This window comes from Cytobacillus oceanisediminis, assembly GCF_022811925.1.
Lineage (GTDB): Bacteria > Bacillota > Bacilli > Bacillales > Cytobacillaceae > Cytobacillus > Cytobacillus oceanisediminis_D.
In genome coordinates this window covers 3,658,237-3,677,581 of record NZ_CP065511.1, presented here as the reverse complement: position 1 = coordinate 3,677,581, position 19,345 = coordinate 3,658,237, and the positions used below count along the sequence as shown (strand labels likewise).

The following is a 19,345-nucleotide window of genomic DNA, read 5'->3' as shown; positions in this document are numbered from 1 at the left end:
TGCAACCTCCAGTTTTAAACTGGAGGTTTTTTTATGGATTTATATTACCTAATTACGAATATTAAATAGTGAATATGTACTAATTGTTCGTATTTTTGTTGAATTCCCACAAGATATTTGTTATATTGGCATTGTAATCTTACTAATTTCATCACTCGTATATGCTCGGTAATATGGTCTGAGTGTTTCTACCTGGTTCCCAATGAAAGAACCGGACTACGGGTTAAAGTATAGGAATAACTGCAAGTTTATTGCAGCTGCTTTAACTCTATGGTCTGGAAGGTAGAAACCATTCTGCTTTTACAGGCCTTTTTCTATGATCAGAACTTCGGGTGTATTAGACAACAAGAAAAGGGGAGAACGTACAATGAAAAAGAAATTAGCTTCACTCGCTGCGATTGCAGCACTGTCTGCAGCGATGCTTGCAGGATGCTCTTCGGCCACAAAATTAGAAACAGAGGCTGAAGGTGCCCAAAAGCCAATTCTTATCCAAGGGCCAATGCCAATCGAGGCCGAAAAGTTTGCTGAACGATTAGATAAAGTTAAAGTTGAAAAATCAGGGAACTTTGTTTTTTATAAAGGAAAGCTGGACAAGTACCCAGTTATTGTTGCTAAAACCGGAAAAGGCATGGAAAATACAGCGGCTGCCACAGCAATCGCTATTGAAAAGTATGATCCAGCCGCCATCATCAATCAGGGGACTTCAGGCGGCCATGATCCGAGCTTGAATGTGTATGATATCGTTTTAGGAGAAAGAACAGTTAATATCGGATCATTGAAGACTGGTCATTTGGAAGAAGGGGAAGGGATTGAACCAACGAATTGGATTCCAATGGACCTGATGGCTTCTGAGGGAAGTGCCGGTGAAGACCCTGATGCAGAAAAGATTCGTTATTATAAGGGAGATGAAAATCTTCTTGCTGCTGCCAAAGCAGTAAAAGATAAGCACAAGAAAGGCAAAGTAGTCGAGGGGACAATCGGTTCAGCGGACCTATGGAATAACGAAGTTGACCGCATCCGATGGTTTCATGAAAACTACGGAACATCAGTAGAAGAAATGGAAGGCGCCGCAGCAGCGCAGATTGCCGGAGCATACGATGTTCCATTCCTGGGAATTCGTATTCTTTCTAATAACAAAACAAACGGAGGCCAATACGATCCCAACACTGCGGCCGCCAACCAGGATTATGTGTATGAAGTTGTAAAACAGTATATTTCAGAGATAAAAGGAAAGTAAATTGGCTATTTCCTTATTTGGACATGAGAAGGACGAATCCGGGAGCGCCCTTGGACAAGCTGAGTAAGAATCCGAGAGAATGAGTCCGAACAAGGACCATCTTCGGACAGGGTAAGGATAAATCCGAGGAATTGAGTCCGAAGTCGGGGCACCTTCGGACAGAAGAAGCAAGATTCTGAGAGAATGAGTCCGAACACGGCCCACCTTCGGACAGGGTAAGGATAAATCCGAGGAATTGAGTCCGAAGTCGGGGCACCTTCGGACAGAAGAAGCAAGTTCTGAGAGAATGAGTCCGAACACGGCCCACCTTCGGACAGGGTAGGGATAAATCCGAGGAATTGAGTCCGAAGTCGGAGCACCTTTGGACAGAAGAAGCAAGATTTCGAGGGAATGAGTCCGAACACGGCCCACCTTCGGACAGGGTAAGGATAAATCCGAGGAACTGAGTCCGAAGTCGAGGCACCTTCGGACAGAAGAAGCAAGATTCCGAGAGAATGAGTCCGAACACAGACCACCTTCGGACAGGGTAAGGATAAATCCGAGGAATTGAGTCCGAAGTCGAGGCACCTTCGGACAGAAGATTCAAGAATCAGAAAAAATGAGTCCGAACTCGCTCCCCAGTCAAAATAGGAATAAACACGATCAAAGAGATAACGCAAAAAAGAGTCTTCCAAATAGGGAAGACTCTTTTTTGATATTCATATATAAATTAAGCCTATAACCAGTTCTGCGACCATTTTTCGATTTCTTTCATTAGCGGCTCCATGGCCAGGCCTTTTTCTGTCAGGGAATATTCGATTCTTACAGGAGTCTCAGGGTAAACTTCGCGTTTTACGACCCCTTCATTCTCCAGGTCCTTTAACCGGTCTGAAAGAACTTTGCCGCTTATCCCGATAGAGGATTCTATACTGCAGAACCGCTGTGGCCCGTTAAGCAATTGATAAATGATCAATCCGGTCCAGCGCTGGCTCAATATGCCAATGGCTTTTTCAAATCTTGGACAAATTAGCGACTTTTCCATAATAATCACTCCTTGTTTCTTATTATAGTCATAAACCGGAAATAATTAAATCACTTTTTATAAAATAATTACTTGACGAAAACAAATATCAATAATATACTAACTTACATAAAGTAAGTAACTAACGTAATATTCAAGGAGGAAAACATGAACAAAAACGAATTAGGCCATTTCATTCTGCGTGTAATTTTAGGATTTATTTTCTTTATTCATGGATTATCAAAATTTCAGGGAGGCATAAGCAATACTGCCGGTTTCTTCGATAGTATCGGTATTCCTGGTTTTATGGCTTATGCCGTTGCCGTAATCGAGCTGGCAGGAGGCATAGCGCTTATTTTAGGTATTGGCACCAAAATTGTTTCTGTACTATTTGCTTTCATCATGCTGGGAGCTATCTTTACTGCTAAGCTGTCCGCAGGCCTGCTGGGGAACGGTCAAATGGCGGGATATGAATTAGATTTAATCTTGCTTGCTGCATCGATCTATTTTGTATTAGCTAAGGAATCACCACTGTCTCTAGAGAGCAAAATAACACAATCAAATACAAACTAATGGGAGGAGAATTCACATGAATTTTCACCAAAAACCTATAACTTTTGTAGCTCAGGTTAATCTGAAAGTACAGGATCTGGAACGTTCTCTAGCATTCTATAAAGAAGTAATCGGATTTAAAGTGTTAACAAAAACAGAAAGAACAGCCCAGCTGACAGCTGATGGCAAAACTGCATTACTGACCATCGAACAGCCGGAAAATGTTGAACCAGCAACGGGAAGAACAACAGGTTTGTATCATTTCGCCCTGCTCCTTCCAAAGCGTTCTGATTTGGCTAAGATAGTGCGCCATTTCGTCGAGATTGGGCTGCAATTTGGATCATCTGATCACCTTGTCAGCGAAGCACTCTATCTGTCAGATCCGGATGGCAATGGGATAGAAATCTACACTGACCGTAATCCTTCCGAATGGACATGGAAAAACGGGGAAGTAAATATGACCGTTGATCCTCTGGACTTCCCTGACCTGCTGTCAATTGGGCAGCAGCAGTCCTGGAGAGGCCTGCCTGGCGGTACGGTCATGGGGCATATCCATTTGCATGTGGCAGAACTGGCGGATACCGAAACGTTTTACACAGAGGGGCTGGGATTTGAAGCAGTCTGCCGATATGGCACACAGGCACTGTTCATTTCGAGTGGAAAATATCACCACCATATTGGTTTGAATACATGGAATGGAGTAGGAGCACCGCAGCCTTCAGCCAATAGTGTTGGGCTTCAATCCTTCAAGCTCATTTTTGAAAATGAAGCAGCCATAGATCAGGCAGTGGAAAATTTGAAAAAGATAGGTGCGGCTGTATCTGTTGAAAATAATCAGGTGATTACGGAAGACCCTTCAGGGAATCGAATTATTTTAGGAGTTTAAATTATCATCAGGTGGTGTGAGTCATGGGTTTTTTTAATCAATTATTTGGAAGAAAATCTAAGGAGGAACAAACAATGAGCGAGAAATTAAACATTGGGATTATCTTAGGAAGCACACGTCAGGGGAGAGTTAGCCCTCAGGTCGGTTCATGGGTAAAAGAGATTGCCGATAGACGCGGGGATGCCAATTATGAGATTATTGATATAGCTGATTTCAAATTGCCATTCTTAGGTGAAGCAGATTCACCGGGAATTGCTGAATGGAATGAGAAGCTTAACAGTCTGGATGGATTCATATTCATCGTCCAAGAATACAACCACAGTATTACAGGGGCATTAAAAAATGCACTTGATCTAGCTCGTGAACCTTGGAACAATAAAGCTGCAGGAATTGTAAGCTATGGATCAACTGGCGGTGCGAGAGCTGCTGAACACCTGCGCGGAATCATGGGTGAATTGATGATTGCTGATGTGCGCACACATCCAACATTGTCTTTATTTACTGATTTTGAAAATGGTACAGTATTTAAACCTCAAGATCTTCATCTCGATAATGTGAATGCAATGATTGACCAGGTGATATCCTGGAGCGGTGCATTAAAAACCATTAGATAGAGTTAAGCAGAACCCTCGAGGTTCTGCTTTTTTAATCTTATTCTGAATAGTGGTTTTTAGGAAGGACCAAAAGGAAATAATTAAAGAAGACAAAACAAAATGGAAGGGGTGAACTTGATGTGGAATGCTGCACTATGGGGAGGGGTCTCTGGATCAGCAGTCCTTTTAGGCGCATTGGCAGCTATGTTTTTGCCCATCCGGAAAAAAATGATCGGATACATTATGGCATTCGGAACAGGTGTCCTGATTGGTGCAGCCTCATATGAACTTCTCGGGGAGTCAGTCGATAACGGCGGCTTATTGCCGACTGGCATTGGATTTGTGGCTGGAGCTATTATCTTTACCCTTTTTGACATCATGATTTCAAACAAGGGGGCTAAGAACCGGAAAAGATCCAGCCATAAAGCAGCAGCCAGCAGCGGAATAGTCCTTTTTACGGGAACCATAATGGATGCCATACCAGAATCAATCATGATCGGAACAAGCCTGCTTGAAGGAGGTAAGGTGAGTTTCCTTTTGGTGACAGCCATTTTTATCAGCAATTTTCCAGAAGGCCTTTCCAGTACCTCGGGAATGAAAAAAAGCGGCTATTCAAAAAAGAAAATCATCCTCCTTTGGAGTTCGGTATTTGTCATTTCGGGAATTGCTTCGATGGCTGGATACATATTTTTGGCTGAAGCTTCAAAAGAGGTCCTGTCAGGAATTGCAGGATTTGCAGGTGGCGCGATTATTGCCATGGTTGCATCCACGATGATGCCTGAAGCCTTTGAGGACAGCGGTCCGATGACCGGATTTATTGCAGCAATCGGTTTGCTGGCTTCATTGGTGCTTGATCATTTTTCTTAAGAAAACGTCCATTCATTTTAAATATTATGGTTTTGCAGAAGAGGGAAACGGCAATACTAGCGACATAGTGAAAATCGGCAAAAAAATTATAATTTTTTAAAGGAGAATCGAGATGGCTGAAGAAACAGAAAAGGTAAGCAAAGGAAAAAAAGCAGATGTCGGCGATACGATTAGCATCTTAAGCGGTTCCGAAAAAGGGAAAAAAGGCAGAGTAATCGTGGTACGGGATAACTCAGTCATTGTGGAGCTTGGAATTAATCCGAAAAAGGATGAGCCCATAAAAACGGTGATCAGCCATAAGCGCTATAAAGTCGTTAAATAAAGAGGGAGGGTTAAAGGTGAAATCTGAGCCAAAACGAACATCTGCGTCCATACCTCCTGACGTCCGTGAAAAGATTATTCAATCGGACAGGAATGAAAAAGCAAAGCGACAAACAAAACGGCCGCAGTAAATGATATCCATGACAGCCGAACCCGCTGTCATGGATATTTCTATTGGTTGAAGGGAGTGGAATGGAAGGTGCTAATAGGACATGTTAAAGAGATTGTCCGCTATCCGGTGAAAAGCTTTCACGGGGAAAGTGTGGTAAAAACAAAGGTAATGGATTATGGACTGTATGGGGATCGCAGCCATGCCTACCTGGATGAATCAAGGCCAGGGAAATATTTAACGATTACTCAGTATCCGGAAATGGTCAGGTATAAAGCAGGGTTTATGGGAGAGGAAAATGAGAACCTATTTCCTCCAGTAAGTATTACTACCCCGGACGGCAGACGGATCCCCTGGGATGATGAAGAATTGTTAAAAGAAATTGAGGACCATTCTTCCAGAAAAATCACTCCAGTGAAATATAGTCCTGCCCATGTACCTGAAGGGGCAATTGAAGAGGAAAATATTCTATTAGTGACAGACGCGTCCCTGCAAAAAATGAAAGAGATGTGGGGCAAAGAGAAGCTGGACTTCCAGCGGTTTCGCCCGAATTTAGTCATTTCCCTGATAAAGGATGATCCTTTTGCTGAGGATAAATGGTTTGGGAAGACAATGAAAATTGGAAGTGCGGAGATTAAAGTTAAGCGGCATTGCGAACGGTGTATGATTATTACTGTAGATCCTGAGAGCGGGGAGAGGGATCCAAGTTTGCATAAAAAGGTTATTAGAGAAAGGGATAATCACTTTGGTGTGTATTCCTCAGTCAAGAAAATAGGTGAAATTTCGGCAGGGGATGAGGTTTACCTTTTTGGTTAAGTACGTGTTTGCACCTCGTCAATCTAAGTTCATGCAAAATAAAGCTGGCCCAGTTCATGAACTGGGCTCTAACTTATACACCTTGACTCATTCTCTTAACTTTTTTATGGCTCCCCGCAGCAAAAATCAGGACGAGAATGCTTGCAGATATTAATGTCCTATGGAAGAGCCAAACCATTTTAGCTAATGAGAATACTTCCAGTACAAGAGGGGCGGCAACAAATCCAAGTGCAAAGCCCAATGATTTTAAAAGCATTCCTACTCCAAAAATTCTGCCTCTGATATGGTTGTCTGTCTTTTGCAGGATTGTGGCATGCAGAGTCGTGAAACCCGCATCAAAAATACCAGTTAAAAAGGCAAACGGCAGAATGATCCATAAGCTATGATTGGACAGGAAGGTGATAAAACCTGCGGACATAAGCATGGCGGATACAAAGCATGCAAAATAAAGGCGGTTTTCCCGGAGGCTTTTCAATTTTGGCAGAATCATGGTTGCTAATACTGATCCAATTCCCCATACACCCCAGATTAACCCGTAGTAAAAACTTTGTTTGCTGCTATCTATATTTTCGGCCAGCAGCGGAATCCCCAAATTATGCGAAGCACCTGCGAATGCCCCAATTAGGAAGACAATATTGACAAGAAGCAGCATCTGCTTCAGCAAAATAAAGGAATAAACTTCTTTCAAATCTCTGCTAATGCTGGCAAGTTTCTCTTTAAAGCCGCTGCTGATCCTTTTATTTACGGCTGATTCCGAGGTTTGCCATTTCATTTTTAATAGAACGAGTGCTGAAATGACGTAGGTTGTGGCATCAATGATTAAAGTTACCTGGTATCCGAGGAAATCAGTTATAACTCCAGCCCCGATAAAACCAAACACCAGGCTGACAGATGTTAATCGGGAAATTAACGCATTCGTCTCCAGTACTTTATCCTCGCCAAAAATCTGAGGAATTTCTGCGCTGTAGCTAACTGCAAAAAAGCTTGATGTCAATCCGATAAAGAAGCAAACAATGAGAATCATGATTGGATTTGGAAAAGGTATTAAGCCTAAAATGATGACAGCACGGAATACATCCGTCCAAATCATAATTTTTCGGCGGTCAAAGCGATCGGCCAGAACCCCTGAGAAAAGACTTGATAAAACGCCGCCAAGTGTCCTGATGGCCATTGTCGCTGCAAGCCAGGCAGAGCTTCCGGTGGCCGCATACATGAGCACATTAATGGCAATCAGGTCCATGAACGTACCCAAATCGGAAAAAGCTTTTACATACAGAAAAATTTTACGGTTCATGTGTGTCTCCCTAATTTTCAAAGATGTTTTCTGTTTTATTTTAAAAATTTTGAATTTAATTCGCAATACGAAAATTCAGATTTTTATTTACTGATTTTGGCATTCTTTATAAAGGATAATCACATAAGAATGTGGAATAAATGATTGGTGAAACTTTGAAAGCAAGACTGAATTACTGATACAAGCAGCCATTATACAAAGAAGGTAAGAGAATGAACAATGTATTCGGGAACCAAATAAAAGAACTTGATTATAAAATACGCAAAGGTGCTTACGCTGTAATTTTCAATTCAGAAAATGAAAAGGTATTAACTGTGCAAACTCAGTCTGGCCATTACTTTCTGCCAGGCGGAGGAATAGAAAAAGGTGAAAGTGAAATCGAATGCCTGAAAAGAGAAGTGCTGGAAGAGACCGGCTATGAGATTTCAAATTTCTTGTTTATCGGTAATGCAAAGAGCTATTTGCCGCAGACCAAGAAAAGGCCAATGCTAAGTGACGGGTATTTTTATCTGGCTGGTCTGGCGGATAAAATACAAGAGCCGACTGAAGAAGACCATGTAATGAAGTGGATTGAAATTCGAAGATTAGCAGAAGTACTTGTTCACGAGCACCACATCTGGGCTGTCGAGGAAGGGATAAGATATAAAAGCATGGAGGGGGAGATGAATGATTGCTTACTACGGTGAACTCTGCACAAAAATGTATGAAAGTGATAAATCAATGGCAGAGGGTCCAGAATTGAGTTTTAATGAAAGCGAGCAATGATGAAAGGGGAAAGATCGTGTGTCCATCCCTATATTAAAAACAGACAGATTAATTTTAAGAAAGATGAAAAGTAGCGACCTGTCTTATTTAATGGAAATCTTTTCTGACCCGGAGGCCATGAGATTTTATCGCTCAACAAAAACGAGAGAGCAGGCCGAAGATTGGATCAGCTGGACCCTGCACGATTATCGGACATATGGTGTGGGCCTTTGGATTGCTGAAGAAAAAACATCCGGCAGGTTTTTGGGGCAGTGCGGAATTACCCCTCAGGATACAGGGGGCATTATAGAAATGGAGATTGGCTATTTGTTTACCAGGCGTGAATGGGGAAAAGGCTATGCGACGGAAGCGGCATTAGCCTGTAAAGAATATGGGTTTAAAAGCTTAAAATATAAAAAGCTGGTTTCCATTATAAATGTGAAAAATCTTGCTTCTATCCGTGTTGCAGAAAAAGCTGGCATGAAAAAGGAAAAAACATTCCTAAGAGCCGGAAATAAGATGTATGTATATTCCATATCAAACGTTTAGAATTCTAGAAGATGTTTTTATAATGTTCAGTAAACACCTTAAAAAGCCTTTCATCACCACCCCGGTCTGGATGGAGGGCTTTTAGAAGTTTCTTGAATTCTTTTCGGATCAATTGCATATCCTCATCAGGTTTCAGGCCAAGAAGCTTCGCAGGCTTGATTTCTTCATCGGCGATCAAGTTCTGTGCTTGTATCATTTTCTTCAATGATTTAACTTTGGATTCCTCTATTTGGACACGGGTATTCAGGATCTCCATTTGTCCTTTAAGATCTTTAACTTGCAGGAGGATCCCTTCGAGTTTTTGCTGATAAAGCTCTTCTTGTTTTTTGATGATGAAATCAGTGAGATCCTTCGTCTTTATTGTGTAGCTGATTTGCCTCCTCGGACTTCGTTCCGCTTTAATTTTTCCTTCTTCTATCCAGCGCTCAACGTCTGCGCCATTCGCCTTTATTCCAGCTTTATGTAATTGTGCCACAGCATCAATAATGTTCATCCTTCATGCTCACTCTCTATAAAATCTTTTTAGCAGTCAAAAACATCATATCACTGAACAATTTCAGAAAAATAACAAGCAGATGACATAGTATTAAAGTTTATTTACACTGGTAACGCTATCATTTCGAATAACTGGAATTATTAGAAAATAAGGTGGAATCTTGATATAATGTAAGAAACTGGACGTGGGAGGATGGGGGTAATAATGAAGAAAATGTTCAAATTTGCAGTATGGGTCGCTGCTTTTCCGTTTATTCTGCTGTGGACAATCTTTTTTGATTCGAGCGGCAACTCTGCCATGTTTGTGAATGACGTATTTAATGATAAGAAATAGGTTGAGAATAAATCCGATGTTTAAGATTGAATGTTAGCTGAACCAATCAGACCTGTATGGGCAGTTGGACTCCCGTACATCCTCATTCGAAACCTTTGAGTCTTGATGAGGGAGTCTTATGCCCGTTAGACTGCTATAAATTGAAACTTCAACAATCAATTACTTTATAGGACGCTCGAGAGTCAGGATTTCATCCTCCATTGAAGCATATTGCTGCTCCACTACATGCTTTACATCTGAAATCGCTGCATTGTAGAAATGCGGGGCCAATGACTCTTTAACAAAATCCAGCACCCTTTCTGCACCGAACTCAGATATTTCCTCATCTCTTTCTTCAGAGAAAAAAATCTGGATATCCTCGATCATCTTTTGCTGCTGCTCTTTTGTAATTTTTAAAAACATGCCATGCCTTCCTTTCGCTTTTGGATACATGTTACTATACACGGAAATTTCATCAAAAGGGAGGCTGTTAATTTTAAAAGAAATATGTACAGCAGGAAAATGGAAAACTCCTGCCAGTTACTTATGTGATGAGTCATCGCCATAGACATCAAAGAGAAGTCTGTAATAATCTTTTACATAAATGTCTTTGTTTGTACCCTTTTTTCTCGGATAAAGAGAAATAGGAATAGATGACAAGGCAAGAATCGAACTGCATAATAGAACCAGATATAAGATTCCAGTTAGAATGAACATATAGGATACCTCCTTTAGTTGTTAAAAAAAGCTTAAATTATGAAACGCATTTCAGAGCAAGAAAAAAGCGAAAAAAATTAGGTGGTTTTATGGCAAATATAAAAGACATCGCTAAAAAGGCAGGAGTTTCAGTTACGACCGTTTCCAGAGTGCTGAATAATCATCCTTATGTGAGTGAGGATAAAAGGGAAGCTGTCTTGCGGGCAATGGAGGAATTCAATTATCAGCGGAATATCAATGCTGTTCATTTAAGCAAAGGGGAAACACTTCTTATAGGGGTCGTGGTTCCTTTTACCAATCACCCTTATTTCGGCCTGCTTGTAGAAGGGATTGCAAATGAGGCCATGAAAAACAACTATAAATTAGTTCTTTTTCAAACAAATTACGAGGAAGACAGGGAGATTGAAGCTCTAAAAATGCTGCAGCATAAACAAATCGACTCTTTAATCATTTGTTCAAGAATATGCGAATGGGATGTCATCAATCAGTTTACGGAGTATGGCCCCATTGTTCTCTGTGAAGATGCGAGGAATCAAAATGTGTCCTCTACCTTTATCGACCATTACTTGAGTTTCTCTAATGCTTTAGAGTACTTACATAATAAAGGGCATCAGAAAATCGGGTATTGTATTGGAAGAAAGACGGGTGCCAACAGCAGGCAGCGCGGAAAGGCTTATGCAGATTTTTTAAAACGAATTGGCGAACCGTATTATGAAGAATATATCTTTTATGAGTGTCTGAATTTTGAGCATGGCGAAGAAGTGGTTCGCCGGTTATCGAACATGGATAATCCACCGACAGCTTTGCTGGTAACAAGTGATTTTGCTGCTGCCGGAATTGTAACCTCCTGCAGGGAAAAAGGCATCCATATTCCGGATGACCTGGCAATCATGGGATTTGATAACCAGCCAATAGCCAAAATCATGCACATTACAACACTTGAAATACCGCTGGTTCAAATGGGACGGCAGCTGCTTCTTCAAGCAATTGATGGTGAAAAGCACACACATGAGGAGATATCGGTGAAGCTGATCGAACGGCAAACCGTATAGCAGAATGATGGTTGAAGCGGCTGATCCCAGCCGTTCTTTTTGTTGTGTTGATTCTGAGTAACGAAGGCACTAATCAGAATGGTTACAAATCGGACAGGCGAAAGAGAGTATCTATGGAACCAGTCAGAAGCCGGTGCACATTCGGACAGGAGGAGAAGAAATTCGAGAGAGTGAGTCCGAAATTGGCTCACCTTCGGACAGGAGGAGAAGAAATCCGAGAGAGTGAGTCCGAACCTGGCTCGCCTTCGGACAGGAGAGAAAGAAAACCGAGAGAATGAGTCCGAACTTAGCTCGCCTTCGGACAGGAGGAGAAGAAATTCGAGAGAGTGAGTCCGAACCTGGCTCGCCTTCGGACTGGAGGAGAAGAAATCCGAGAGAGTGAGTCCGAACCTGGCTCGCCTTCGGACGTGAGAGAAAGAAAACCGAGAGAATGAGTCCGAACTTAGCTCGCCTTCGGACAGGAGGAGAAGAAATTCGAGAGAGTGAGTCCGAACCTGGCTCGCCTTCGGACAGGAGGAGAAGAAATTCGAGAGAGTGAGTCCGAACCTGGCGCACCTTCGGACAGGGGAGAAAGAAATCCGAGGGAGTGAGTCCGAACTTGACTCACCTTCGGACAGGAGAGAAAGAAAACCGAGAGAATGAGTCCGAACTAGGCGCACCTTCGGACGGAAGAGTAAGAAATTCGAGGTAGTGAGTCCGAACTTGGCTCACCTTCCGATATGAGAAAATGAATTCTGAAACAACCAGACTGAACCCGATGCTCGTTCCAATAGAACCCAGTCCAAACCCCAAGAACTAACACCAGAATAATTGTACTTCTCCCAGCCAAAACTAACAAAAAAGTATGGGGCTGATGTTACATGGGATTTGTACTTATAGTTTCTTTAGCCTGGCTGGTGCTAATGCTGTTTACATCAATGAATAAAAAGCTGACATTTATTGAAAATACCTTCGTCTATTTGGTGGCATTAGTCATTCATATCAATTTTACCTGGATTGTGTATGAAGAATTAAATATGGCGAAGATTTCCCAGCAGATCTTAGATAATTCCGCTTTCTTAATACATAGAAGCATAACTCTTCCGCTCACGGTTGCTATTACAATGAATTTATTCAGGACAGCGCCTTCCTTTGGTTCAAAATTATTTAAAACCACCCTGTCAGTCTTGTTCCTTGTCGTGGCTGTGGTGATTGCCCTTTACTTTGACATTGTGGAATATAAAAAGTGGAATATCGGCTATGAGATTATTTATCTAATTCTCCTGCATTTAGTGGTTCAATACTTACTGAAGCATTTTGGGCAGCTTAAAACAAGAGGGGTGAATGAAGCATGAAATTATGGGAAAATTTCGGCGGCAATGAGCTCTTTCTCTTAATAACTACTGCTGCTGCCTATTTTGTTTATTTTTTACTTATAAGAAGGCCGGATAAGCTGGCTAAGCAAATCAGAATCTTGAGCCTTCTTTGGGGAATGTCCATCGGTATTCTATATGATTTCACAATAGGCGGAGGCAGGACTGATTTTTATAAGATAAACGATTTAAATAATTATGAAGTGACAGATGTTCTTTATTATTTATTATTCGCCCCATTTGGCTACTTCTTTTTTTACTTTTATGAAAAAATGAAGATCGGGAAAAAAACATTCATTATTTATGTTTTGGTCTGGGCTTTATTAGGAGTTTTCTTTCAATGGGTGTTAACTGCCGCGGGAATCATTACGCTGCAGAAAGGGTATCGGATCGCTCATTCATTTCCTATCTTTCTGCTGACTCAAACACTGACAGGAGTTTATATCCAGGTGCTCAAATCCAAAGAACAGCTTTCAGCAGCAGAATAGAAAAAAGTTAGGCGGCCGATCAGGATGGCCGCATTTTTCTGTTTTCATGAACATTTGCTGCTTAAAGGTGTATAATATCTATTCTAGAGATTCAATCTCATCTAATCTGAAAAGCTATAGGAGCACCAAGATAAGATCATGAAAAAATATAAATTAAAGAATCATTTTAAAGGATTAAAGAAGGGAACGCACTTTTACCTGATTGCTGAATCTGAATTTATTGGCATTAAAGAGTATGTTTTGCGAACAAAAGACTTATCGATCAGGATTTCCATAAATGAAAACGAGCTGAACAGGCATTTTACTTTAATGAACAGCTATGCTTCCAAAGAGGATTAATTCCTCCCCTCTATGGTGCTGTAAAATAATAAAAAAGCCCCATTTAGGCGGCCTTAAATTAGCTGTTTCGATGTTTGTCCCCAGCGCATGACAATGGCTCCCCAGCCGAGACCTGCACCATATCCAGCCAGTACAACCACATCCCCGTCTTTTATTTTGCCTTCCTTCACTTCTTCATGAAGACCAATAGCTATCGTAGGTGCAGAAGAGTTTCCGTAATATTGTATGGTTTTGGTATGAACTTTTTCCATAGGAAAGCCCAGGCGTGCTGTTCCTGCTTCAATAATCCGCAAGTTGGATTGGTGAGGGATGATGAAATCGACTTCCTGCAAGCTCAGGCCAGATAGTTCCAAAACTTTATGAACCGCTTGGGGAAATCTGTCTACTGCAAATTCAAAAACGGCTCTTCCGTCCATTTTGATGTGCTTGTTTTCATCAAGATGAAGATATTTTCCCCCGCTTCCATCCATTTGCATATGGATGCCAAGAATACCATTGCTTTTATCCACCTGGCCTAAGACAACAGCAGCAGCTCCATCTGAAAACAGCAGCGCCGTCTTTTTATCCATCGGATTCAAGAGGGAGGAGCATTTGTCGACAGCAATGACTAATACGTTTTTATACAATCCTGTCTGAACAAATTGGGCCCCGGTTGCCAGGGCTGTGATAAAGCTGGAACAGCCTGAATGAAGGTCCAGTCCCGCACATTGTGCAGCACCGATTCTGTCCTGAACCAGCGCAGCCGTAATGTGGGTGTCATGTGTGTTTGTTCCAATAATCACCATGTCAATATCCTTCGGGTTGACCCCTGCGTCTGCTATCGCACGTTTTCCAGCAATTTCGCACATATCTGTAAGTGATGAGTCTGGAGATTCGTAGCGTCTTTCCAGTATGCCCGTTTTTCTGCAAATTTCTTCGTGTGTAATACCGAAACGTTTGGCAATCATCTCATTCGTTATAATATTTTGTGGTATGTTTACACCGATACCTAAAACACCTGCACTGAACAAAGCACTGACCTCCTTGGGTGAGTTAATTTTTACCATTACATTTTATCACATAATTGGACAAATTTTGCAATATTAAGAGTTTTATAACTTTGTTCAAACAAAAAATGCTCAGAGCATTTAGCCCTGAGCAATCTTAATTTCATAAGTCTTTTACCAAATGTCACCGCGCTCTTTCTTTAGAGCCTTCATTTTTTCAACCCATTCGTCGACTCTCTGCTTGATTTCATCACTTTGTGCATCAGCTGTATTTCGGTTTTTTTCATAGAGTTCTAAATAGAGGTCCTTCATTTGCTCGCTTCGTTCATAGCCCCAATCACGAAGTTCTGATCGCTGCTCATCAGTGATCCAGCCATTGTCTCCCATGACTGTAACAGCATCAAGGATTCGATGTGCTTCACGCCTGCCGATCGTAAATATTTGGCGGGGATAAACTTCTCCCAGTTCATACTCATCCATCATTTCCCATGGGCTTGGCGACAATGTAAATGCCCAGGCCAGGTCTCCTGCAGAAGGAAGCCACTCGTATTGGATCGTGTTTTTCAATTCATCCGGGTTGTCCGCTTTTAAATATTCCCCATTGCCGGCTTCGGCTACTGCTTTTAATTGGTTCTCGGCTTTTCCATCTACATCAAACCCAATGATATTAACAGTATTGCTGCTGTTGTTTTTCACAAGGTTTTTACTGGCCTGGACGGGGTCGCCATCACATGTTTCGGCACCGTCACTGACAATGTAGATCGTTGTTGACCCGTCATAACCGCTGCTCATTTCTGCAGCCTTTTGAATGGCACCTGCAAGAGGTGTCCAGCCTTTGCTTTCAAATGAATCAACGGCTTCGTGGAACTCCTTCTTGGAATATTTCCCCATCGGGTAGACTTCCTCTACTCCTGTACAGGAAATTTCTTTATCAGCGTCCGCTTCAGAGCCTTTATGGCCATATACAACAAGGGAAACTTCGCTGCTTTGGCCAATTGTTTGGGCGAAACTCTTTACGGCACTTTTAGCAATATCCATTTTCATTTTGCCGCCTGCCTGCAGCAGCATGCTTGAGCTGGCATCAAGAAGAATAATGGCCTGTTCTGATGCCTTTTCTTCTTCCCCAGGTTCTGATTTAGTGGGATCCGGCAGGTAAGGCTCTTCAAAATCCGGTTTGTAGGCATTGGACTTTTCAATGATGTTTTTATAATTCGGACTCGCCAGCAGGGAAAGAAGCCCTTTTTTAATCGAGTCTGTATCTTTGGCTTCTTTCGTCAGCTCTTCCAGTTTGGGGGTCATCTTGCTTATAAGCTCAGGATCAGTTTCAGGCACATTAAATTCAATTGCCTCAATGTCCTTTTCGTATGTGAGCCCTTCCATTAGTGTTCCAGGGGCCAAGTTCAGCAGGCTTTCTTCAGAAATCTCTAAATTAATATTCTCAGACTCTGCTAAAATGCTTTCCTGCTTTTTTTCTTTATTGTCTTCTTGTTTCTGTTCTTCTTTACCTGATAAATCAGCTGCCGCTTTCTCTTTGTCATTGCTGCATGCTGAAAGAATCAATGCGGCAAACAGCAGCCATAAAGCATAACGTTTCACAGAAATTCTCCTCTTTGTTTAAGTTTTACTAATAATAGAGTTTAACATGGATAAAGCTGGGTTTGAAGTAATTTCCATATGATAGGATTTTTTTACAGCAATTTGGTATAGTTGAAGAAAGATATAAAGCAGAGGAGGCAATCCGTTGGAAACAGTATTTCCGATTCTTGAAACAGAAAGATTAATTTTAAGAGAAGCAACTGAAGAAGATGCAAAAGATATGTTTGTATACCTGTCAGATCACATGGTTGTAAAGCATATGGGAATCTCGGCCTGTGAATCTGTCGAAGAGGTGCTGGGTGAAATAGAATGGTATAAATCCATTTATAAAAATCGCACAGGAATGCGCTGGGGCATCACCCTAAAGGATTCCGGGAAGGTCATCGGGAGCTGCGGTTTCCTAAATAGGAATCCCAGACATTTCCGAAGTGAAGTCGGTTATGAACTAAGCAGAGAGCATTGGGGAAAAGGGATAGCCAATGAAGCCCTTGAGAGGGTTTTGAAATTCGGATTTGAACACCTTGAGCTTGAAAGGATAGAAGCCCTGATAGAGCCTAAAAATCTCTCATCCCAGAAGCTGGTTGAGAGGCAGGGATTCACGAGAGAAGGTTTGCTTAGGCATTATGAATATACAAATGGAAAATTTGATGATTTGTATATGTACTCTATTTTAAAAGGGGATTTGTAGAAGCACTGGAGTTTTGGAATACATATTGGGTTTGAGTTTAAAAACCAATCCGCCGGGAGGATATTTTAATGAACTACAATGGCCGTACCTTTGTTTCTGTTCAAAATACAGAGAATGGTGAAGTATCATCAAAGACCTTTTTTCAGTATAAACAGGAGGGAAACATTATATCTGCTGCTTATGGCGGGGGAGAGATTATTCAGGGGACAATTATTGGAATTGTAAATGAAGATGGCAGTTTAGAATTTAGATATAATCATGTGAATAACAAAAATGAAATACGCGGCGGGAAATGTCATTCAAAACCTGAAATATTGCAGGACGGCCGCATCAGGCTATATGAAAAATGGCAATGGCAGGATGATGAAGGGACTGAAGGTCATTCGATTATCGAGGAAGTAAAAGATTAGAGTTTTATAATCGGCATGGGAGCCGGAGGGAATTATCCCTCCGCATGCAGCTTCAGGTTCTGTCTGCTTCTTTTTGTTTTTTCTTTCGTTAACGTGAAGAAGAAAACAAAGCCGATGAATGATGTAATAAATAAGATGGCACCCATTGGTACGGCAGTGGTTTCATCAATGCTCACCAAAGGGGAAACAGCTGAACCCAGCACTAAAGGAAGCATGCCAATAACGGCGCTGGCACTGCCAGCACGGTGCCCCTGATTTTTCATGGCCAATGTAAACGAGCTGGTGATGATCATCCCCATTGAGGTCATATAGATAAAAATCGGAATGACAAGCATGAATAGCGGCCCTTTAAGGATGGTCATGATTAAAAGTAAAGAAGTGGCACTGACGGCAATGCAGACGGCTGTCCGGAGCAGGCTTCTTTCCGGAATGACACCTGCCAGGCGGCCAATTAGGAAACTCCCCGTAATAATGGCCAATCCATTAATGCCAAACAGGATGCTGAACACCTGAGGCGATACTCCATAAATCCCCTGATAAACAAAAGGTGTCCCCGAAACATAAGCAAAGCTTCCGCCATGTATGAATCCTACGATAAGGGCATACCCGATGAAGGAACGGTCCCTGAAAAGGCCACCCATGCTTTTAACGGAATTTCCAATGGAGCTTGGGACCCGTTTTTCTGGAGGAAGGGTTTCTTTTAATCGGAAATAGATAACAATGGTAATAAATAATCCCAAAAAGCTTAGAAAATAAAATATGGTTTCCCAGCTTGCGAAAGGAATCAGAAGCAGGGCACCGCCTGTCATTGGCGCTATCATCGGAGCCGTTGCATTAATGACCATAAGCAAGGCAAAAAATTTCGTGAGCTCTTTTCCGCTGAACACATCACGGACAACAGCGCGGGATAGGACGATTCCAGCAGAGGCGGTTAATCCCTGCAGAAAGCGGGCTGCAATAAAGGCTGCAATATTTGGTGAAATGGCGCATAAAAGGGAAGATACGGCAAAGAGAGAGATCCCGATTAGAAGAGGTTTTCTTCTTCCATGCGAATCACTGAGCGGTCCGACAATAACCTGTCCGGCCGCAAGTCCAATCAAACAGGCTGTTAAACTCATCTGAACAAGTGAAGCTCGGGCACTGAAATCATCAGCGATATCTGGAAAGCCTGGCAAATACATATCAATATTGAATGGTCCCAAAATTCCAAGCATGCTGAGAAGAAAAGCCAGCGCAAGCCTCTCTTTTCCAGTGGGATTGTGAATCATGTTAAACACCTTTCTTTCTATGAAGCTGTTAATCTTTTACATAAATATGGCTAGTATACGCCAGGTGCAGGGGGATGTCCAGCGGAGAATGCTGTAAATAAAAAAATCCATGGCCATATAGCCACAGATTTAATCATTAACAATTGCAGATCATCAATACATTTCCATCTAAGTCCTGAAAGTTGAAATAAGCAAAATCTCCAATCCGCTCTATTTCCTTTACAATGGTGATTCCCTGATCTTTAACAAAAGTGTATGCCTCATCAATATCCTGGACGAAGAAATTAAATAAAACGTGACCGGAAGGATCCAGGCTGAATGATGGATCAAAGGTGTGGTCATCCAATGTAAGACCGGTTTCAGAGGTGACAGGAATGTTGTATACCGGGGATTCTACAGTATCCTTATTAAAAGGCAATCCAAGCAGTGTGCTATACCATTCAGCCGACCTTTTCAGGTCGCTGACATGAATAAAAACATTGTTCACTTTGCTTGCAATCGGGGAAGCAATTGATTTCATCTACTCACCGCTTTCATTGTGTTTATTTTACATATTCTCCATACAATGGAAAATACCTTTAATTTATGGGTTTAGCTTGTATCGATTTAAGCTTCTTCTATATCCCTTTTCGGGTAACATAAAAAATCCATTTAAACAAATATTAAAAAATAG

General features: G+C 41.7%; 25 protein-coding genes, 1 pseudogene and 1 riboswitch. Of the genes and pseudogenes, 17 read left to right on the top strand and 9 right to left on the bottom strand.

All coding sequences use genetic code 11. The annotated features are described in order from the left end of the window. Window positions 1-135: 135 nt before the first annotated feature. Window positions 136-239, top strand: a riboswitch (purine riboswitch). Between the two features lie 128 nt (window positions 240-367). Further along, window positions 368-1,237, top strand: a complete 870-nt coding sequence (locus tag IRB79_RS18340; RefSeq protein ID WP_243503901.1) for a 5'-methylthioadenosine/S-adenosylhomocysteine nucleosidase — start codon at window positions 368-370, stop codon at window positions 1,235-1,237. Between the two features lie 715 nt (window positions 1,238-1,952). On the opposite strand, the gene IRB79_RS18335 is transcribed toward IRB79_RS18340, so the two are convergent. Then, the gene (locus IRB79_RS18335; RefSeq protein WP_019382679.1) at window positions 1,953-2,258 is read right to left on the bottom strand and encodes a winged helix-turn-helix transcriptional regulator; all 306 of its coding nucleotides are present in this window, start codon (window positions 2,256-2,258) and stop codon (window positions 1,953-1,955) included. 147 nt (window positions 2,259-2,405) lie between these two features. On the opposite strand from IRB79_RS18335, the gene IRB79_RS18330 reads away from it, so the two are divergent. From IRB79_RS18330 to IRB79_RS18305, 6 genes are all read left to right on the top strand, one after another. After that, window positions 2,406-2,810, top strand: coding sequence for a DoxX family protein (locus IRB79_RS18330; protein WP_243503900.1), 405 nt, complete (start codon window positions 2,406-2,408; stop codon window positions 2,808-2,810). Window positions 2,811-2,826: 16 nt separating this feature from the next. Then, on the top strand, window positions 2,827-3,675 hold the full coding sequence (locus tag IRB79_RS18325; RefSeq protein WP_243503899.1) for a VOC family protein: 849 nt from the start codon (window positions 2,827-2,829) through the stop codon (window positions 3,673-3,675). Window positions 3,676-3,698: 23 nt separating this feature from the next. Then, window positions 3,699-4,289: an NADPH-dependent FMN reductase gene (locus tag IRB79_RS18320; RefSeq protein ID WP_243503898.1), complete on the top strand. Its 591-nt coding sequence runs from the start codon at window positions 3,699-3,701 to the stop codon at window positions 4,287-4,289. Between the two features lie 117 nt (window positions 4,290-4,406). Continuing rightward, window positions 4,407-5,135, top strand: coding sequence for a ZIP family metal transporter (locus IRB79_RS18315; RefSeq protein ID WP_243503897.1), 729 nt, complete (start codon window positions 4,407-4,409; stop codon window positions 5,133-5,135). Between the two features lie 112 nt (window positions 5,136-5,247). After that, complete coding sequence (locus tag IRB79_RS18310) at window positions 5,248-5,457, top strand: DUF2187 family protein (RefSeq protein ID WP_221881670.1); 210 nt, start codon at window positions 5,248-5,250, stop codon at window positions 5,455-5,457. Between the two features lie 198 nt (window positions 5,458-5,655). Next, complete coding sequence (locus IRB79_RS18305) at window positions 5,656-6,381, top strand: MOSC domain-containing protein (RefSeq protein ID WP_243503895.1); 726 nt, start codon at window positions 5,656-5,658, stop codon at window positions 6,379-6,381. A gap of 73 nt (window positions 6,382-6,454) precedes the next feature. Here the strand turns inward: IRB79_RS18305 and IRB79_RS18300 are convergent, their stop codons facing one another. Further along, complete coding sequence (locus IRB79_RS18300; protein ID WP_243503894.1) at window positions 6,455-7,675, bottom strand: MFS transporter; 1,221 nt, start codon at window positions 7,673-7,675, stop codon at window positions 6,455-6,457. 212 nt (window positions 7,676-7,887) lie between these two features. On the opposite strand from IRB79_RS18300, the gene IRB79_RS18295 reads away from it, so the two are divergent. The 3 genes and pseudogenes from IRB79_RS18295 to IRB79_RS18285 all read left to right on the top strand — a co-directional run bounded on the left by IRB79_RS18295 (window position 7,888) and on the right by IRB79_RS18285 (window position 8,968). Further along, window positions 7,888-8,361, top strand: coding sequence for an NUDIX hydrolase (locus tag IRB79_RS18295; RefSeq protein WP_243503893.1), 474 nt, complete (start codon window positions 7,888-7,890; stop codon window positions 8,359-8,361). Beyond that, a pseudogene (locus IRB79_RS18290) lies at window positions 8,342-8,422 on the top strand (SAM-dependent methyltransferase); the annotation flags it as partial. The gene IRB79_RS18295 and the pseudogene IRB79_RS18290, both read left to right, overlap by 20 nt. A 42-nt stretch (window positions 8,423-8,464) precedes the next feature. Continuing rightward, window positions 8,465-8,968, top strand: a complete 504-nt coding sequence (locus tag IRB79_RS18285; RefSeq protein ID WP_431833447.1) for a GNAT family N-acetyltransferase — start codon at window positions 8,465-8,467, stop codon at window positions 8,966-8,968. A 4-nt stretch (window positions 8,969-8,972) separates the two neighbouring features. Here IRB79_RS18285 and IRB79_RS18280 read toward each other — a convergent pair whose 3' ends face one another. Further along, on the bottom strand, window positions 8,973-9,461 hold the full coding sequence (locus IRB79_RS18280) for a J domain-containing protein (protein ID WP_243503890.1): 489 nt from the start codon (window positions 9,459-9,461) through the stop codon (window positions 8,973-8,975). A 207-nt stretch (window positions 9,462-9,668) separates the two neighbouring features. Here IRB79_RS18280 and IRB79_RS28060 point away from each other — a divergent pair, with 207 nt between their 5' ends. Next, entirely contained in the window at window positions 9,669-9,797 is a 129-nt protein-coding gene (locus IRB79_RS28060) for a hypothetical protein (protein WP_279401027.1), read from the top strand. 159 nt (window positions 9,798-9,956) lie between these two features. Here IRB79_RS28060 and IRB79_RS18275 read toward each other — a convergent pair whose 3' ends face one another. Continuing rightward, the gene (locus tag IRB79_RS18275) at window positions 9,957-10,199 is read right to left on the bottom strand and encodes a DUF2164 domain-containing protein (protein ID WP_019382696.1); all 243 of its coding nucleotides are present in this window, start codon (window positions 10,197-10,199) and stop codon (window positions 9,957-9,959) included. 117 nt (window positions 10,200-10,316) lie between these two features. Next, window positions 10,317-10,493: a hypothetical protein gene (locus IRB79_RS18270; RefSeq protein WP_243503888.1), complete on the bottom strand. Its 177-nt coding sequence runs from the start codon at window positions 10,491-10,493 to the stop codon at window positions 10,317-10,319. 89 nt (window positions 10,494-10,582) lie between these two features. On the opposite strand from IRB79_RS18270, the gene IRB79_RS18265 reads away from it, so the two are divergent. The 4 genes from IRB79_RS18265 to IRB79_RS18250 all read left to right on the top strand — a co-directional run bounded on the left by IRB79_RS18265 (window position 10,583) and on the right by IRB79_RS18250 (window position 13,724). Next, window positions 10,583-11,545 carry a LacI family DNA-binding transcriptional regulator gene (locus tag IRB79_RS18265; protein ID WP_243503885.1) on the top strand — a complete coding sequence of 321 codons (963 nt, stop codon included), beginning with the start codon at window positions 10,583-10,585 and terminating at the stop codon, window positions 11,543-11,545. 860 nt (window positions 11,546-12,405) lie between these two features. Continuing rightward, window positions 12,406-12,879 carry a hypothetical protein gene (locus IRB79_RS18260; protein ID WP_243503884.1) on the top strand — a complete coding sequence of 158 codons (474 nt, stop codon included), beginning with the start codon at window positions 12,406-12,408 and terminating at the stop codon, window positions 12,877-12,879. Then, window positions 12,876-13,385: a hypothetical protein gene (locus IRB79_RS18255; RefSeq protein ID WP_243503882.1), complete on the top strand. Its 510-nt coding sequence runs from the start codon at window positions 12,876-12,878 to the stop codon at window positions 13,383-13,385. The genes IRB79_RS18260 and IRB79_RS18255 overlap by 4 nt, the downstream gene beginning before the upstream one ends. A gap of 138 nt (window positions 13,386-13,523) precedes the next feature. Next, complete coding sequence (locus IRB79_RS18250; protein WP_243503879.1) at window positions 13,524-13,724, top strand: hypothetical protein; 201 nt, start codon at window positions 13,524-13,526, stop codon at window positions 13,722-13,724. Window positions 13,725-13,777: 53 nt separating this feature from the next. Here the strand turns inward: IRB79_RS18250 and IRB79_RS18245 are convergent, their stop codons facing one another. Both IRB79_RS18245 and IRB79_RS18240 read right to left on the bottom strand, forming a co-directional pair. Then, window positions 13,778-14,734 (bottom strand): 3-oxoacyl-ACP synthase III family protein, encoded by a 957-nt coding sequence (locus tag IRB79_RS18245; RefSeq protein WP_243503877.1) that lies wholly within the window; start codon window positions 14,732-14,734, stop codon window positions 13,778-13,780. A gap of 150 nt (window positions 14,735-14,884) precedes the next feature. After that, a complete protein-coding gene (locus IRB79_RS18240; RefSeq protein ID WP_243503875.1) occupies window positions 14,885-16,306 on the bottom strand; it encodes a vWA domain-containing protein in 1,422 nt (473 codons plus the stop codon). A 145-nt stretch (window positions 16,307-16,451) separates the two neighbouring features. Between IRB79_RS18240 and IRB79_RS18235 the strand changes: the two genes are divergently transcribed. Further along, window positions 16,452-16,994, top strand: a complete 543-nt coding sequence (locus IRB79_RS18235; protein ID WP_243503873.1) for a GNAT family N-acetyltransferase — start codon at window positions 16,452-16,454, stop codon at window positions 16,992-16,994. A 68-nt stretch (window positions 16,995-17,062) separates the two neighbouring features. Further along, entirely contained in the window at window positions 17,063-17,404 is a 342-nt protein-coding gene (locus tag IRB79_RS18230; protein ID WP_243503871.1) for an avidin-fold protein, read from the top strand. A 32-nt stretch (window positions 17,405-17,436) separates the two neighbouring features. On the opposite strand, the gene IRB79_RS18225 is transcribed toward IRB79_RS18230, so the two are convergent. Continuing rightward, window positions 17,437-18,672: a Bcr/CflA family efflux MFS transporter gene (locus tag IRB79_RS18225; protein ID WP_243503870.1), complete on the bottom strand. Its 1,236-nt coding sequence runs from the start codon at window positions 18,670-18,672 to the stop codon at window positions 17,437-17,439. 136 nt (window positions 18,673-18,808) lie between these two features. Beyond that, complete coding sequence (locus tag IRB79_RS18220; protein ID WP_243503868.1) at window positions 18,809-19,192, bottom strand: VOC family protein; 384 nt, start codon at window positions 19,190-19,192, stop codon at window positions 18,809-18,811. Window positions 19,193-19,345 lie beyond the last annotated feature (153 nt).